11 protein-coding genes are annotated in these 13,684 nt (G+C 70.4%); 4 read left to right on the forward strand and 7 right to left on the reverse strand.

Going from position 1 to position 13,684, the window contains the following annotated elements; genetic code table 11:
- From ACZ4YY_RS32155 to ACZ4YY_RS32165, 3 genes are read right to left on the reverse strand one after another with little or no spacing between them, the layout of a single operon-like run.
- Complete coding sequence (locus tag ACZ4YY_RS32155) at positions 1-762, reverse strand: amino acid ABC transporter ATP-binding protein (RefSeq protein ID WP_468298321.1); 762 nt, start codon at positions 760-762, stop codon at positions 1-3.
- Positions 759-1,718 carry an amino acid ABC transporter permease gene (locus ACZ4YY_RS32160; protein WP_468298323.1) on the reverse strand — a complete coding sequence of 320 codons (960 nt, stop codon included), beginning with the start codon at positions 1,716-1,718 and terminating at the stop codon, positions 759-761. Before ACZ4YY_RS32160 ends, ACZ4YY_RS32155 begins: the two co-directional genes overlap by 4 nt.
- Before the next feature lie 30 nt (positions 1,719-1,748).
- Positions 1,749-2,711: an ABC transporter substrate-binding protein gene (locus ACZ4YY_RS32165; protein WP_468298325.1), complete on the reverse strand. Its 963-nt coding sequence runs from the start codon at positions 2,709-2,711 to the stop codon at positions 1,749-1,751.
- A 627-nt stretch (positions 2,712-3,338) separates the two neighbouring features.
- Between ACZ4YY_RS32165 and ACZ4YY_RS32170 the strand changes: the two genes are divergently transcribed.
- The 4 genes from ACZ4YY_RS32170 to ACZ4YY_RS32185 all read left to right on the forward strand — a co-directional run bounded on the left by ACZ4YY_RS32170 (position 3,339) and on the right by ACZ4YY_RS32185 (position 6,589).
- On the forward strand, positions 3,339-4,571 hold the full coding sequence (locus tag ACZ4YY_RS32170) for an NAD(P)-dependent malic enzyme (protein WP_468298327.1): 1,233 nt from the start codon (positions 3,339-3,341) through the stop codon (positions 4,569-4,571).
- 163 nt (positions 4,572-4,734) lie between these two features.
- Entirely contained in the window at positions 4,735-5,700 is a 966-nt protein-coding gene (locus ACZ4YY_RS32175; protein WP_468298328.1) for a zinc-binding dehydrogenase, read from the forward strand.
- A gap of 116 nt (positions 5,701-5,816) precedes the next feature.
- Positions 5,817-6,026, forward strand: a complete 210-nt coding sequence (locus ACZ4YY_RS32180) for a helix-turn-helix domain-containing protein (RefSeq protein ID WP_037674056.1) — start codon at positions 5,817-5,819, stop codon at positions 6,024-6,026.
- The gene (locus ACZ4YY_RS32185) at positions 6,026-6,589 is read left to right on the forward strand and encodes a Clp protease N-terminal domain-containing protein (RefSeq protein ID WP_468298331.1); all 564 of its coding nucleotides are present in this window, start codon (positions 6,026-6,028) and stop codon (positions 6,587-6,589) included. The genes ACZ4YY_RS32180 and ACZ4YY_RS32185 overlap by 1 nt, the downstream gene beginning before the upstream one ends.
- A gap of 481 nt (positions 6,590-7,070) precedes the next feature.
- Here ACZ4YY_RS32185 and ACZ4YY_RS32190 read toward each other — a convergent pair whose 3' ends face one another.
- The 4 genes from ACZ4YY_RS32190 to ACZ4YY_RS32205 form a co-directional block, all read right to left on the reverse strand.
- Positions 7,071-8,120, reverse strand: a complete 1,050-nt coding sequence (locus ACZ4YY_RS32190; RefSeq protein WP_468298333.1) for a PadR family transcriptional regulator — start codon at positions 8,118-8,120, stop codon at positions 7,071-7,073.
- Position 8,121: 1 nt separating this feature from the next.
- Positions 8,122-9,069: a DUF4097 family beta strand repeat-containing protein gene (locus ACZ4YY_RS32195; protein WP_468298335.1), complete on the reverse strand. Its 948-nt coding sequence runs from the start codon at positions 9,067-9,069 to the stop codon at positions 8,122-8,124.
- A 217-nt stretch (positions 9,070-9,286) separates the two neighbouring features.
- Complete coding sequence (locus ACZ4YY_RS32200; RefSeq protein WP_003992906.1) at positions 9,287-9,466, reverse strand: DUF6104 family protein; 180 nt, start codon at positions 9,464-9,466, stop codon at positions 9,287-9,289.
- Between the two features lie 298 nt (positions 9,467-9,764).
- On the reverse strand, positions 9,765-13,565 hold the full coding sequence (locus ACZ4YY_RS32205) for a multifunctional oxoglutarate decarboxylase/oxoglutarate dehydrogenase thiamine pyrophosphate-binding subunit/dihydrolipoyllysine-residue succinyltransferase subunit (protein ID WP_468298336.1): 3,801 nt from the start codon (positions 13,563-13,565) through the stop codon (positions 9,765-9,767).
- Positions 13,566-13,684: the final 119 nt, after the last annotated feature.

A 13,684-nucleotide genomic window follows, 5' to 3' on the forward strand; every position in this document is an offset into this window, starting at 1 on the left:
CTACAGCACCTTGGACAGGAACGCCTGGGTGCGCTCGTGCTGCGGGTCCGTCAGGACGTCGCGCGGGTTGCCGGACTCGACCACCACGCCGCCGTCCATGAAGACCAGGCTGTCGCCCACCTCGCGGGCGAAGCCCATCTCGTGCGTGACGACGACCATCGTCATGCCGGACTCGGCCAGGTCGCGCATGACGTCGAGGACGTCGCCGACCAGCTCCGGGTCCAGGGCCGAGGTCGGCTCGTCGAACAGCATCAGCTTCGGGTCCATGGCCAGCGCCCGGGCGATGGCCACGCGCTGCTGCTGGCCGCCGGAGAGCTGCGAGGGGTAGTTCCCGGCCTTGTCCGCCAGGCCCACCCGCTCCAGGAGCTGCATCGCGCGCTCCTTGGCCTGCGCCCTGCTCACGCCCCTGACCTGCACCGGCGCCTCGATGACGTTCTCCAGCGCCGTCATGTGCGGGAAGAGGTTGAACCGCTGGAACACCATGCCGATGTCCCGGCGCTTCAGCGCGACCTCGCTGTCCTTGAGTTCGTACAGCTTGTCGCCCTTCTGGCGGTAGCCGACCAGCTCGCCGTCGACGTACAGCCGACCGGCGTTGATCTTCTCCAGGTGGTTGATGCACCTCAGGAAGGTCGACTTGCCCGAGCCGGAGGGGCCGATCAGGCAGAACACCTCACCGGAGTTGACCTCCAGGTCGATGCCCTTGAGGACCTCGACCGCGCCGAAGGACTTGTGCACGCCCTCGGCCTTCACCATCGCGGTCATGCCACGCTCCTCGATCCGAACAGGTTCGCCCTGATCTTCTGGAAGACGGTCGGCGGCAGGCTCCGGCTCGAGCCACGCGCGTAGTACCGCTCCAGGTAGTACTGGAAGACGCTGAACACGCTGGTCATCACCAGGTACCAGATCGAGGCGACGAAGAGCATCTCCATCACGGCGTACGACGTGGAGCCGATCACCGAGGTGGAGCGCAGCAGCTCGTTGTACGTCACCGCGTACACCAGCGACGAGGTCTTCAGCATGTTGATGAACTCGTTGCCGGTCGGCGGCACGATCACCCGCATCGCCTGCGGGATGACGATCCGGCGCAGCGTCTTGGAGTGGCTCATGCCCAGGGCGTGCGAGGCCTCCGTCTGCCCCTCGTCCACGGCCAGCAGACCGGCACGGCAGATCTCGGCCATGTACGCCGCCTCGTTCAGGCCGAGACCGAGCAGGGCGCACATGAACGGCGTCATCACGTCCGTCATCTCGTCCTTGTAGATCGGACCGAGATTCAGCATCGGGAAGATCAGCGCCAGGTTGAACCACAGCAGCAGCTGCACGTACACCGGGGTGCCGCGGAAGAACCAGATGTACAGCCAGGCCACACCGCTGGTCACCGGGTTCTTCGACAGCCGCATCACGGCCAGGACGATGCCCAGCAGGACGCCGAGCACCATCGCCAGGACGCTGATCAGCAGCGTGCGGCCGGCGCCCGCGATCACGGTCGAGTCGAACAGCTTGTCCGACACCGCCTGCCACTGGATGTCGCCCTGCGCGAACGCCAGGACGAGCAGCACCAGCAGCGCGAGGACGATGACGCCACTGGCCCAGCGGCCGTAGTGACGCACCGGGATGGCCTTGATGGCCTCCGGCGGGCCGGAGAACGCCGAGTCCTCGCCCGTCGGCGGCTGGTCCGCCGGCGGCGCGCCCGCGGCGGACTTGTCGAGCTTGTCAGTCATGGGGACTGCCCTTCAGTGGTGCTGGGAGGATCACTTGCCGCCGTTGACCTGGGCGGCCTTGATCGCGCCGCTCTGGGCGCCCCACTTCTCCAGCACCTTCTGGTACGAGCCGTCCTTGATGATCGCGTCGACGGCTTCCTTGAGGGCGTCGCGCAACTGGGTGTTCTTCTTGTCGACGGCGATGCCGAACGGACCGGCGTCGACCTGCTCGCCGACGACCTCGAAGGCGTTGCCGCCGTCGGCCTTGCGGGCCAGGTCCACGGCGACCGGGTAGTCGTTGACACCGGCCACGGCGCCGCCGGACTTCACACGGGTCTGGGCCTCGGTGTCGTTCTCGAACGACTCGATCTTGATGGCCTTCTTGCCGCCGTCCGTGCACTTCTTGGACTGGTCCTGCAGGGCCTTCTCGTACGTCGTGCCCCGCTGCACCGCGGCGGTCTGGCCGCAGAGGTCCTCGATGGACTTGACGCCCTTGGGGTTGCCCTTCTTGACGTAGATGGCGGTGCCGGCGGTGAAGTAGTCGACGAAGTCCACGCCCTCGCCGAGCTTCTTGCCACTGTCGTCCAGACCCTCCTGGCGCTGCTTGTTGTCGGTGATCGACGACATCGCGATGTCGTAGCGGCCGGTGTTGACCGCCGTGATCAGACCGTCGAAGGAGCCGGAGGTGAACTTGAACTCGACGCCGAGCTGCTTGCCCAGCGCCGCGGCGATGTCGGGGTCGACGCCCACGATCTTGCCGTTCTCGACGGACTCCATCGGGGCGTACTCGGCGTTCGTGCCGACCTCGATGACGCCCTTGTCCTGAATCTCCTTCGGCAGCTTGGAGAAGAGGGGCGCGGTGCTGGCCTTGCCCGACGCATCGGAGGAGCCGCTGCCGCTGTCGGTCTGGTCACCGCACGCGGTGAGCAGCAGGGCGCCCGCGACCGCGAGGGAACCGACCGCGGCTAGCCGGGTGCGCGCGGCGGTGGTACGGCGGATGGAGCGTGCGGTCATGGTGAGTGCCTCCGGCGGATGGATGGAGTGCCGATGGGTCGACGAGAACACACACCTTCGGGTGTCGCGACCTCGTGTGATGACGGCATCTTGCCATTCGGACTACGGCCTTCAGGGGGCCAGCCATGTCAAAATCGGATAACGGGCGACCCCCGAACCCCACCAGTCCGGTACATCACGACCGGACTGGGCCGGACCATCTGCGGGAATCCGCTCTTCCGGCCGGAAGATCTGCGGTTGCGTCTCAGAATACGGTCCCGGGCTCCGACGTGCATGCATCGATCCGATCCCGTGTCAAGAGGCCGGGTGGGGCTTGTCCGCGCCGGGGTGCATGAGTCATGTCACTGACATGTCGTCGGACGGGAACCGGCCTCGGTGCGGCCCGACCGTCTGTGGAGGTCCTGCAAGATCCGCCGTGTGACCTTGCACGGATTGGACTCGTCGCCGGTGGTGTCCGTCCGGTAAGAAGGTTCTTTACACCCCTCATCCGGGGCTCAGGGCGCGTGTGCGGCGCGCCCGACGCGCAGGTGCCCGTACGTAACTCCACTGGGCCCTGGGCGGTGCCCGCCCACTTCTCAACCAGGAGTGGCCACCCTCAAACCATGAACACCTAAGGGGTACGACACAGTGGCAGCGGAGATCGTCAATCCTCGCAGCGAGAGCGAGACCGACCATACGGGCCAGGAGGGCGGTGCGGAGCCCCTCGACTCGTTCGACCCGGCCTTCGCGTTGCACCGTGGCGGGAAGATGGCCGTGCAGGCCACCGTCCCGATCCGCGACAAGGACGACCTGTCCCTCGCCTACACCCCCGGCGTCGCGCGCGTGTGCACCGCGATCGCGGAACAGCCGGACCTGGTGAACGACTACACCTGGAAGTCCTCGGTCGTGGCCGTCGTCACCGACGGAACGGCCGTCCTCGGGCTCGGCGACATCGGCCCGGAAGCCTCCCTCCCCGTCATGGAGGGCAAGGCGATCCTCTTCAAGCAGTTCGGCGGCGTCGACGCGGTTCCGATCGCGCTGGCCTGCACGGACGTGGACGAGATCGTCGAGACCGTGGTGCGGCTCGCGCCCTCGTTCGGCGGAGTCAACCTCGAGGACATCTCGGCGCCCCGGTGCTTCGAGGTGGAGCGCCGGCTCCAGGAGGCCCTCGACATCCCGGTCTTCCACGACGACCAGCACGGCACGGCCGTGGTGACGCTGGCGGCGCTGCGCAACGCGGCGCGGCTGAGCGGCCGGTCGATCGCGGACCTGCGGGCCGTCATCTCGGGTGCCGGCGCGGCCGGTGTCGCCATCGCGAAGATGCTGGTCGAGGCCGGCATCGGGGACGTCGCGGTCGCCGACCGCAAGGGCGTCGTCTCCGCGGACCGCGAGGACCTCACCGACGTCAAGCGCGAGCTGGCCGGCTTCACCAACAAGGCCGGGCTGACCGGCTCCCTCGAGGACGCGCTGGCCGGCGCCGACGTCTTCGTCGGCGTCTCCGGCGGTACGGTCCCGGAGGCCGCGGTCGCCTCGATGGCCAAGGGCGCCTTCGTGTTCGCGATGGCCAACCCCAACCCCGAGGTGCACCCGGACGTCGCCCACAAGTACGCGGCGGTCGTCGCGACCGGGCGGTCGGACTTCCCGAACCAGATCAACAACGTGCTGGCGTTCCCGGGCATCTTCGCCGGCGCGTTGCAGGTGCGGGCGTCCCGGATCACCGAGGGCATGAAGATCGCGGCGGCGGAGGCGCTGGCCGGGGTCGTCGGTGACGACCTCGCGGCGGACTACGTCATCCCGTCGCCGTTCGACGAGCGGGTCGCTCCGGCGGTCACGGCGGCGGTCGCCGCCGCGGCCCGGGCGGAGGGCGTCGCCCGCCGCTGACGAGCTCGGTCGCATGGCCCCGTCCGCTCGGACGGGGCCATGCGCTTGCCCGTGCACCCGTTGCCTCTGGTCCGCCTGTGGGGTGGAGCCCCGCCCGCAAGAGGGCATGTCTCACAGTGCCCCCCGGTTTCGCCCGCCGCCCCCGGAACCTATCGTCGGCTTCATGTTCGCCGTCTACGCCGCCCGAATCGACCGTGACCAGCCGCTGAACGGCCTGGAGTTGGGGGAGCGCCCGGCCCCCGAGGCCCGCCCCGGCTGGAGTACGGTCGACGTCCGCGCCGCCTCCCTCAACCACCACGACCTCTGGTCCCTGCGGGGCGTCGGCCTCCCCGAGGACAAGCTGCCGATGATCCTCGGCTGTGACGCCGCAGGCGTCGACGAGGACGGCAACGAGGTCGTCCTGCACTCCGTCATCGGTCAGACCGGCCACGGGGTCGGTCCCCGCGAGCCGCGCTCCATCCTGACCGAGCACTACCAGGGCACCTTCGCCGAGCGGGTCGCCGTACCGACGTGGAACATCCTGCCGAAGCCGAAGGAGCTCTCCTTCGCGGAGGCCGCCTGTCTGCCCACGGCCTGGCTGACCGCCTACCGGATGCTCTTCACCAACGCGGGAGTGCGCCCGGGCGACTCCGTGCTCGTCCAGGGTGCCGGCGGCGGTGTCGCCACGGCCGCGATCATCCTCGGCAAGGCCGCCGGACTGCGGGTCTTCGCGACCAGCCGGGACGAGGCCAAGCGCAAGCGCGCCCTGGAGCTGGGCGCCGTCGAGGCGGTGGAGCCCGGTGCGCGGCTGCCGCAGCGGGTGGACGCCGTCATCGAGACCGTCGGCGCCGCCACCTGGTCCCACTCGGTGAAGTCCCTGCGGCCCGGTGGCACGCTCGTCATCTCCGGCGCGACCAGCGGCGACCGCCCCTCCCACGCCGAGCTGACCCGCATCTTCTTCCTCGAACTCAAGGTCGTCGGCTCGACGATGGGCACCAAGGACGAGCTGGAGGATCTGCTCGCCTTCTGTGCCACGAGCGGTGTCCGTCCCGTCATCGACGAGGAGCTTCCGCTCGACCGCGCCCGTGAGGGCTTCGAACGGCTCGCGTCGGGCGAGCAGTTCGGCAAGATCGTGCTCACCCATACCTGACGGTCCGTCGCCGTCGCCCCCGGCGGGCCCGGATCAGGACTCCGGGCCCGCCTTTCTCACTCCCCGTCTGTCAACTGTGGTTGACGCCTACGGGTGTGTCAACGTAAGTTGACGTCATGACCGAAGCAACGGATCTCGCCGAGCGCGCCGGCGACCGCGATCCACGGGTCGGACTGCGCGCCGTCGCCGCACTGCGCCGGCTGCTGGAGCAGTTGGAGGCGGTACAGGTGCGCAGTGCGCGCCATCAGGGCTGGTCGTGGCAGGAGATCGCCGCGGAACTCGGAGTCAGCAGGCAGGCCGTGCACAAGAAGTACGGGAGGCAGTGATGTTCGAGCGGTTCACGAAGGACGCCCGCGAAGTGGTGCGGGGCGCTTTCTCGCAGTGCCAGAGCGGGGGTGCGCGGACCGTGGGGCCCGAGCATCTGCTGCTCGCCCTGCTGGATCGCGAGGCGAGCCGCGGCTCCTTCGCGCTGACCGCCCTCGGGCTCCCGCCGGAGCGCAGGGAGGGGGTGGGCGAGGCCCTGCGGGAGGCCCGCCGACGCGCCGGCCTGTCCCGGGCCGACACCGACGCCCTCGCCGGCCTCGGCATCGACGTCTCCGAGATCGTGGCCCGGGTGGAGGAGGTGCACGGTGTCGGGGCGATGTCGGGTGATCGGCGGGAGAGCGGGCGACCGGCTCGCCCGTCCTTCGGGCGGGAGGCCAAGGACGTCCTCGAGAGGTCCCTGCGCATCGCCCTCGCCCACCGCGACCGGCGCATCGGCGACGAGCACATCCTCCTCGCCCTGGCCGCCGGCCCCGGCCTCCCCGCTGAAACCCTCGCCGACCACGGCATCACCCACGCCTCCCTGGCACGGGTGCTGTACGACGGGGGAGAGGCCGGGGCGGGGTGAGGGACGGGGCGGGTGAAGGACGGGAAAGGGTGAGGGGCGGGGAGGGTGCGCCCGGGCCCGCTCGGACGGCACACCCTCGCTGACCGTCCGGCGCGCGAGGCTCCCCGCTCCACGGGGGCAAGCATGAGGGCGGGGACGGAGGCGGCCGAGGCCGCCGCCAGGACCTCCGTCCCGGCCGCGCCCTCCCCGGCTCGAGTTCCGGCACCCCGGTCCGCGCCGACGGCCGAGCCGTCTACCACGGCCACCACCGCGGCGGGCCAGCGCGTCCCCCCTGGCCCGCGCTCTGTCCCCTCGCGCGTCCTCCCTGGCCCGCGTCCGGGCACTCCGCGCGCCCTTCCGGGCTCGCCTCGGCACCAAGCGGCCCCAGGACGGCGCTTTGCCCGGCCCACGAACTCTCAGCCCAGCGCCCTCTCCCCGGGCGGCATCTTCTCCCCTAGCCGCGTCCTCTCCCCGGCCCGCGTCCTCTTCCCGGTCCGGGTGCTCAGCCCTTCGAGGATCGCAGGAGCGCCCCGATGTGGGCCGCTGCGGTCGACAGGTGGAGGCGGGCGTCGCGCAGCTGGGCCGTCGTGACGCCGTGGTCGCGGGCCGCGTCGCGGATGTCGTCGCGGAAGCGGTCCAGCAGGCGGTCCAGGTCGCGGGCCGGGTCTCCGCTGGAGTCCTCGTGGGCCCAGGCCGGCTCGTAGTCGGCCGGGAAGTCCTTCGGAGTCTCGGAGTAGACCGGGCCCTGGGCCGTCGGACCCTCCGTGCCGCCGGGGCGGCCGAACCCGAAGTCCTTGCCGAACTCCTTCCCGACGTCCTTGCCGAACTCGCCGAACTCCCTGGCCAGTTCGGTCAGGCCCTCCCGGACGCCCGTCGGCCAGTCGCCGCGCGAGAAGTGGTCCTGGACCTGCTCCTGGACGCGTCGCGCTATGCGCTGGACCTCCTCCTGAGCCTGGGCGCGGGCCCGGTCCTGCGCCTCCTTGGCCTGGCGGCGGGCCCGCTGGGCCTCCTCACGGGCCCTGCGGCTCTCGTCCTTCGCCCGGCGGGCCTGCTCCTTCCACTCCTGCTTGACGCGGCGCATCTCCTCCTTGGCGGCGCGCCAGGCCTCCTTGTCACCCGGCTCGCCGTCCCCGGCGTAGTCGTCGGTGTCATGGCTCGGGTCGCGGCGCGCCTCGGACGCCGCCGCGCGCATCTCGCGGCGCAGATCCCCCGCCGCACCGCGCACGTCGGCCTTGATCTCCGCGGCCAGCTCCGCGACCGACTCGCGGATCTCCAGCTCCAGGTCGGCCAGTTCACCGCTGCGGTCGGCGAGTTCCGCCCGCCCGGCGTCGGTGATCGCGTACACCTTGCGGCCCCCCTCGGTGGTGTGGGTGACCAGCCCCTCCGCCTCCAGCTTGGCCAGACGGGGGTAGACCGTGCCCGCCGAGGGGGCGTACAGCCCCTGGAAGCGCTCCTCCAGGAGACGGATCACCTCGTAACCGTGGCGCGGGGCCTCGTCCAGCAGCTTCAACAGGTAGAGGCGGAGGCGGCCGTGGGCGAAGACGGGGGGCATGTCAGAGCACCTTCTTGTCGGTCGTGCCGTCGGCCGGGCCGTCGGTGGGGGGCGCGGTGTCCGGGCCGGGAGAGGCATTCTCCCCCGGGGCGGTGGGCGATCCGTCCGACGGAGTCGCCGATTCCGGCTCCATGGGCTCGTCCTCCGCCGGCGTGCGGCGCAGCAGGGCGATCGAGCCGGAGACCGTCGTCGCCTTCAGACTGCCGTTGCCCGCGCCGAGCCGGCCGGTGATGCGCTTGGCGCCCCACTGGCCGCCGACGCGCAGGTCCTCGAAGGCGTTGGAGACCGAGCCGCTCGCGGTGTTGGCTTCCACCCGCGCGTCCGCCGGGTGGGGCAGCCGGATGGCGATCTCGCCGGAGACGCTGGTCAGACTGATGTCGGTGGGGCGGCTCGCCGGGTCGAGGTCGACGATCATCGACCCGCTCACCGAGTCGGCCTTCACGGAGGAGCCCGCCTCGACCACCGTCAGGTCTCCGCTGACGGAGTGGAAGCGCAGGTCGCCGCTGAGGGCCAGGGCCTCCACGCTCCCCGAGACGGTGTCCGCGCGGACGGGGCCCGTGAGCCGCACCAGCGTGGTGTCCCCGGAGACGCCCTTCACCTCCGCGTGCCCGTCGATGCCGGAGACGACCGCGCCGGCGCTGACCACGCCCACCTCGACCCGGGTGCCCGCCGGGACGGCCAGCGAGACGACCGCGCTGCGGCGCCACTCCTTGCGGTCGAGCCACTTCAGGAACCCCTTCCAGGGCAGGTCCTCGTAGGCCACGGTCAAGGTCCCGTCGCGATGGGTCACCACCAGGGGTGGCCCCTCGACGTCGGAGACCTCCAGGCGGGCGGAGTCCTCGTCGGTCCCCACCACGTTCACCGTGCCGGCCACGATGCGGACGTGCAGTTCGCTCACCGGCTCGTCGAACGACAGCTTGCTCGGCTCGGCGACGGACCACTCGGACATGGGGCAGACCTCCTCGGCCAGACGGACACGACAGGGCTCGACACGCCATATCGCGTCTCACGTAATTCACGATATATCGCGGTCGTGGAAAGTCAAGCCGCCCGTTCGGGTGAGTCAGCCCGGTGCCCCGGGCCCGCACACGCCGAAGGGCGCCCCCGAGGGGGCGCCCTTCGCACACGCCGGACCGGGCCGCGGACCTACGGACCGGGGCGCAGACCTACTCGTCGTCCTCGTCGTCCAGCCGCGCCAGCCACGTGGCCAGCCGCTCGACCGGCACCTCGAAGTCCGGGTTCAGGTCGACGAACGTCCGCAGCTGCTCGGCGAGCCACTCGAAGGTGACCTCCTCCTCGCCGCGCCGCTTCTCCAGCTCTTCGATGCCACGGTCCGTGAAGTACATGGGTCAAGGATAAGAGCTCAGAACAGAGGGGGTGGCCCGAGCCGGGCCCGCCCTCAGGGGTCCTTGCACTGTGCCCGCCTGCACCGCGCGGCCTGGTGCCGCACCTCGCCGCGTTGCCGGAGAGCCCTGGTAGCTCCTACCAGGGCTCTCCGGCGCCTTGCCATGCACGGCATCAACCCAGGCGGCCTGATCAGGCGCTCATCGTGCAAGGACCCCTTGGTCCGGAGCTCTCAGCGCGCGCAAACGGCTGGGCCGCACCCCCGGAACAGGGGTGCGGCCCAGCCGCGCGTCGGGGACGTCAGGCCTCGAAGACCTCACGCACCAGCTGCTCCTGCTCGGCCTGGTGGCGCTTGGCCGAGCCGACCGCCGGGGACGAGCCGTGCGGCCGCGAGATGCGGCGCAGACGCTCGCCGTGCGGCACGTCGGCGCCGACGGCCAGGTCCAGGTGGTCGATCAGGTTCAGGGCGATGAACGGCCAGGCGCCCTGGTTGGCCGGCTCCTCCTGGGCCCACAGGTACTTCTCGACGTTCGGGTACTTGGCGATCTCCGCCTGGAGCTCGGCACCCGGGATCGGGTACAGACGCTCGATGCGGATGATCGCGGTGTCCGTGACGCCGCGCTTCTGGCGCTCGGCCTCCAGGTCGTAGTAGACCTTGCCGGCGCAGAAGACGACCTTGCGGACCGCGGCCGGGTCCACCGACGCGTCGCCGATGACCGGGCGGAACTGGCCCGTCGTGAACTCCTCCGCCTTCGACGCGGCGGCCTTCAGGCGCAGCATCGACTTCGGCGTGAAGACGACCAGCGGCTTGTGGTGCGGGTTGTGCACCTGCCACCGCAGGAGGTGGAAGTAGTTCGACGGCAGGGTCGGCATCGCGACCGTCATGTTGTTCTGCGCGCAGAGCTGGAGGAACCGCTCCGGGCGGGCCGAGGAGTGGTCCGGGCCCTGGCCCTCGTAGCCGTGCGGCAGCAGCAGGGTGACGCCGGAGGTCTGGCCCCACTTCTGCTCGGCCGAGGAGATGAACTCGTCCACGACCGTCTGCGCGCCGTTGACGAAGTCGCCGAACTGCGCCTCCCACATCACCAGCGCGTCCGGGCGGGCCAGCGAGTAGCCGTACTCGAAGCCCATCGCCGCGTACTCGGACAGCAGGGAGTTGTAGACGTTCAGGCGGGCCTGGTCCTCGGAGAGGTACAGCAGCGGGGTGAAGTCCTCGCCCGTCTCACGGTCGATGATCACCGCGTGCCGCTGGCCGAACGTACCGCGCTGGGAGTCCTGGCCGGCCAGGCGGACCGGGACGCCCTCCAGGAGGAGGGAGCCGATGGCGAGGGTCTCGCCCATGCCCCAGTCGATCGTGCCGTCCTCGACCATCGCCGCCCGGCGCTGCAGCTGCGGCAGCAGGCGCGGGTGGACGGTGATGTGGTCGGGGATGTTGACCTGGGACTCGGCGATCCGCTTGACGACCTCGGTCGAGACGGCGGTAGGGACCGCGACCGGGAAGCCGTCCTGCGGGTCGTGGGAGTCGCCGGCGACGGGCTGCGCGGTGGCCTCGCGGACCTCCGTGAAGACCTTCTCCAGCTGGCCCTGGTAGTCCTGCAGCGCCTGCTCGGCCTCTTCCAGGGTGATGTCGCCGCGACCGATGAGGGACTCGGTGTACAGCTTGCGCACCGAGCGCTTCTTGTCGATCAGGTCGTACATCAGCGGCTGGGTGAAGGCCGGGTTGTCCGACTCGTTGTGGCCGCGGCGGCGGTAGCAGATGAGGTCGATCACGACGTCCTTGTTGAACGCCTGACGGAACTCGAAGGCCAGCCGCGCGACGCGGACCACGGCCTCCGGGTCGTCGCCGTTCACGTGGAAGATCGGGGCCTCGATCATGCGGGCCACGTCCGTCGCGTACATGGAGGAACGCGAGGACTCGGGGGCCGCGGTGAAGCCGACCTGGTTGTTGATGACCACGTGGACCGTGCCACCGGTGCGGTAACCCCGCAGCTGCGACATGTTCAGGGTCTCGGCCACCACGCCCTGGCCCGCGAAGGCCGCGTCGCCATGCAGGGCCACCGGCAGGACGGTGAAGTCCGTGCCGCCCTTGTTGATGATGTCCTGCTTGGCGCGCGCGACGCCCTCCAGCACCGGGTCGACCGCCTCCAGGTGGGAGGGGTTGGCGGTGAGCGAGACCTTGATCTGCTCGCCGTCCAGGCCGGTGAAGGTGCCCTCGGCGCCCAGGTGGTACTTCACGTCGCCCGAGCCGTGCATCGACTTCGGGTCGAGGTTGCCCTCGAACTCGCGGAAGATCTGCGCGTACGACTTGCCGACGATGTTGGCGAGGACGTTCAGGCGGCCGCGGTGGGCCATGCCGATGACGACCTCGTCCAGCCGGGACTCGGCGGCCGAGTCCAGCACCGCGTCGAGCAGCGGGATGACGGACTCGCCGCCCTCCAGGGAGAAGCGCTTCTGGCCGACGTACTTGGTCTGCAGGAAGGTCTCGAAGGCCTCCGCCGCGTTCAGCCGGCGCAGGATGCGCAGCTGCTCCTCGCGCTCCGGCTTGGTGTGCGGGCGCTCGATGCGGTCCTGGATCCACTTGCGCTGCTTGGGGTCCTGGATGTGCATGAACTCGACGCCCGTGGTGCGGCAGTACGAGTCGCGCAGCACGCCGAGGATGTCGCGCAGCTTCATCAGGGACTTGCCGGAGAAGCCGCCGACGGCGAACTCGCGCTCCAGGTCCCACAGGGTGAGCCCGTGCTCGGTGATGTCGAGGTCGGGGTGCTTGCGCTGGCGGTACTCCAGCGGGTCGGTGTCGGCCATGACGTGGCCGCGGACCCGGTAGGAGTGGATCAGCTCGAAGACGCGGGCGGCCTTGGTGACGTCGTCGTCGTGGCTGGCGTCGATGTCCTTGAGCCAGCGGACCGGCTCGTAGGGGATGCGCAGCGCCTCGAAGATGTCGTCGTAGAAGCCGTTCTCGCCCAGCAGCAGGTTGGCGACGGCGCGCAGGAACTCGCCGGAGGCGGCGCCCTGGATGACCCGGTGGTCGTAGGTCGACGTCAGCGTCATGACCTTCGAGATGCCGAGCTTGTTCAGGGTGTCCTGGGAGGTGCCCTGGAACTCCGCCGGGTAGTCCATGGAGCCGACGCCCATGATGACCGACTGGCCGGGCATCAGACGCGGCACGGAGTGCACGGTGCCGAGACCGCCGGGGTTGGTCAGGGAGACCGTGACGCCGGTGAAGTCGTCCATCGTCAGCTTGTTGTCGCGGGCGCGACGGACGATGTCCTCGTAGGCCTGCCAGAACTCGAAGAAGTTCAGCGTCTCGGCCTTCTTGATGGCGGCCACGACGAGCTGGCGGTCGCCGTTGGGCTTCACCAGGTCGATGGCCAGACCGAGGTTGACGTGCGGCGGCTTGACGAGGGTCGGCTTGCCGTCCTTCTCGCCGAACGACCAGTTCATCGACGGCATGGCCTTGATGGCCTGCACCATCGCGAAGCCGATCAGGTGCGTGAAGGAGATCTTCCCGCCCCGGGCGCGCTTCAGGTGGTTGTTGATGACGATGCGGTTGTCGAACAGCAGCTTCACCGGGACCGCGCGCACGGACGTGGCCGTGGGCAGCTCCAGCGAGGCGTTCATGTTCTTGGCGACCGCGGCGGACGGACCGCGCAGCGTCACGAACTCGGGGCCCTCGGCAGAGGCGGCGGCCGGCTCGGCCTTGGCCTGCGCGGCGGCCGGCCTGGGGGCCGGGGCGGCGGGCTTCGCGGGAGCCGGAGCGGCGGCCGCGGGCTTCGGGGCGGCCTGGGCCGGCGCGGGAGCCGGAGCGGCGGGCGCAGCCTGGGCCGGAGCGGCCGGGGCGGCGGGCGCCGCCTGGGGCGTGGTGGTGGTCCCTGCGGCCCCCGTGGCCGCAGTACCCGCCGGAGCCGGGGCGGAGGCCGCGCCCGGCTTGTAGTCGGCGAAGAAGTCCCACCAGGCACGGTCTACCGAATTCGGGTCCTGGAGGTACTGCTGATAGATCTCGTCGACGAGCCACTCGTTCGGACCGAACGCGGCAGCGGGGTTCTTGCCCGCTTGGTCGGTGTCGGTCGAGATGCTCGATGCGTTACTGGGGGACTGTGGCGACACGGCGGCAACCGCCCTCTTCCGCTTCACAAGGTGATGGACAGCGGGAATAAAGGCTACGCCCCCTGGAGGGGGAAGGTCAGGTCGGGCTGCTTCATCGTCGCGTAAGTCACATCGAAGAG

This window comes from Streptomyces sp. NPDC030143, assembly GCF_055573695.1.

Coding starts and splice junctions, on each gene's coding strand:
- ACZ4YY_RS32155 (WP_468298321.1), bottom strand. CDS start 762: ATGACCGCGATGGTGAAGGCCGAGGGCGTGCACAAGTCCTTCGGCGCG.
- ACZ4YY_RS32160 (WP_468298323.1), bottom strand. CDS start 1,718: ATGACTGACAAGCTCGACAAGTCCGCCGCGGGCGCGCCGCCGGCGGAC.
- ACZ4YY_RS32165 (WP_468298325.1), bottom strand. CDS start 2,711: ATGACCGCACGCTCCATCCGCCGTACCACCGCCGCGCGCACCCGGCTA.
- ACZ4YY_RS32175 (WP_468298328.1), top strand. CDS start 4,735: ATGTTCGCCGTCTACGCCGCCCGAATCGACCGTGACCAGCCGCTGAAC.
- ACZ4YY_RS32180 (WP_037674056.1), top strand. CDS start 5,817: ATGACCGAAGCAACGGATCTCGCCGAGCGCGCCGGCGACCGCGATCCA.
- ACZ4YY_RS32185 (WP_468298331.1), top strand. CDS start 6,026: ATGTTCGAGCGGTTCACGAAGGACGCCCGCGAAGTGGTGCGGGGCGCT.
- ACZ4YY_RS32190 (WP_468298333.1), bottom strand. CDS start 8,120: ATGCCCCCCGTCTTCGCCCACGGCCGCCTCCGCCTCTACCTGTTGAAG.
- ACZ4YY_RS32195 (WP_468298335.1), bottom strand. CDS start 9,069: ATGTCCGAGTGGTCCGTCGCCGAGCCGAGCAAGCTGTCGTTCGACGAG.
- ACZ4YY_RS32200 (WP_003992906.1), bottom strand. CDS start 9,466: ATGTACTTCACGGACCGTGGCATCGAAGAGCTGGAGAAGCGGCGCGGC.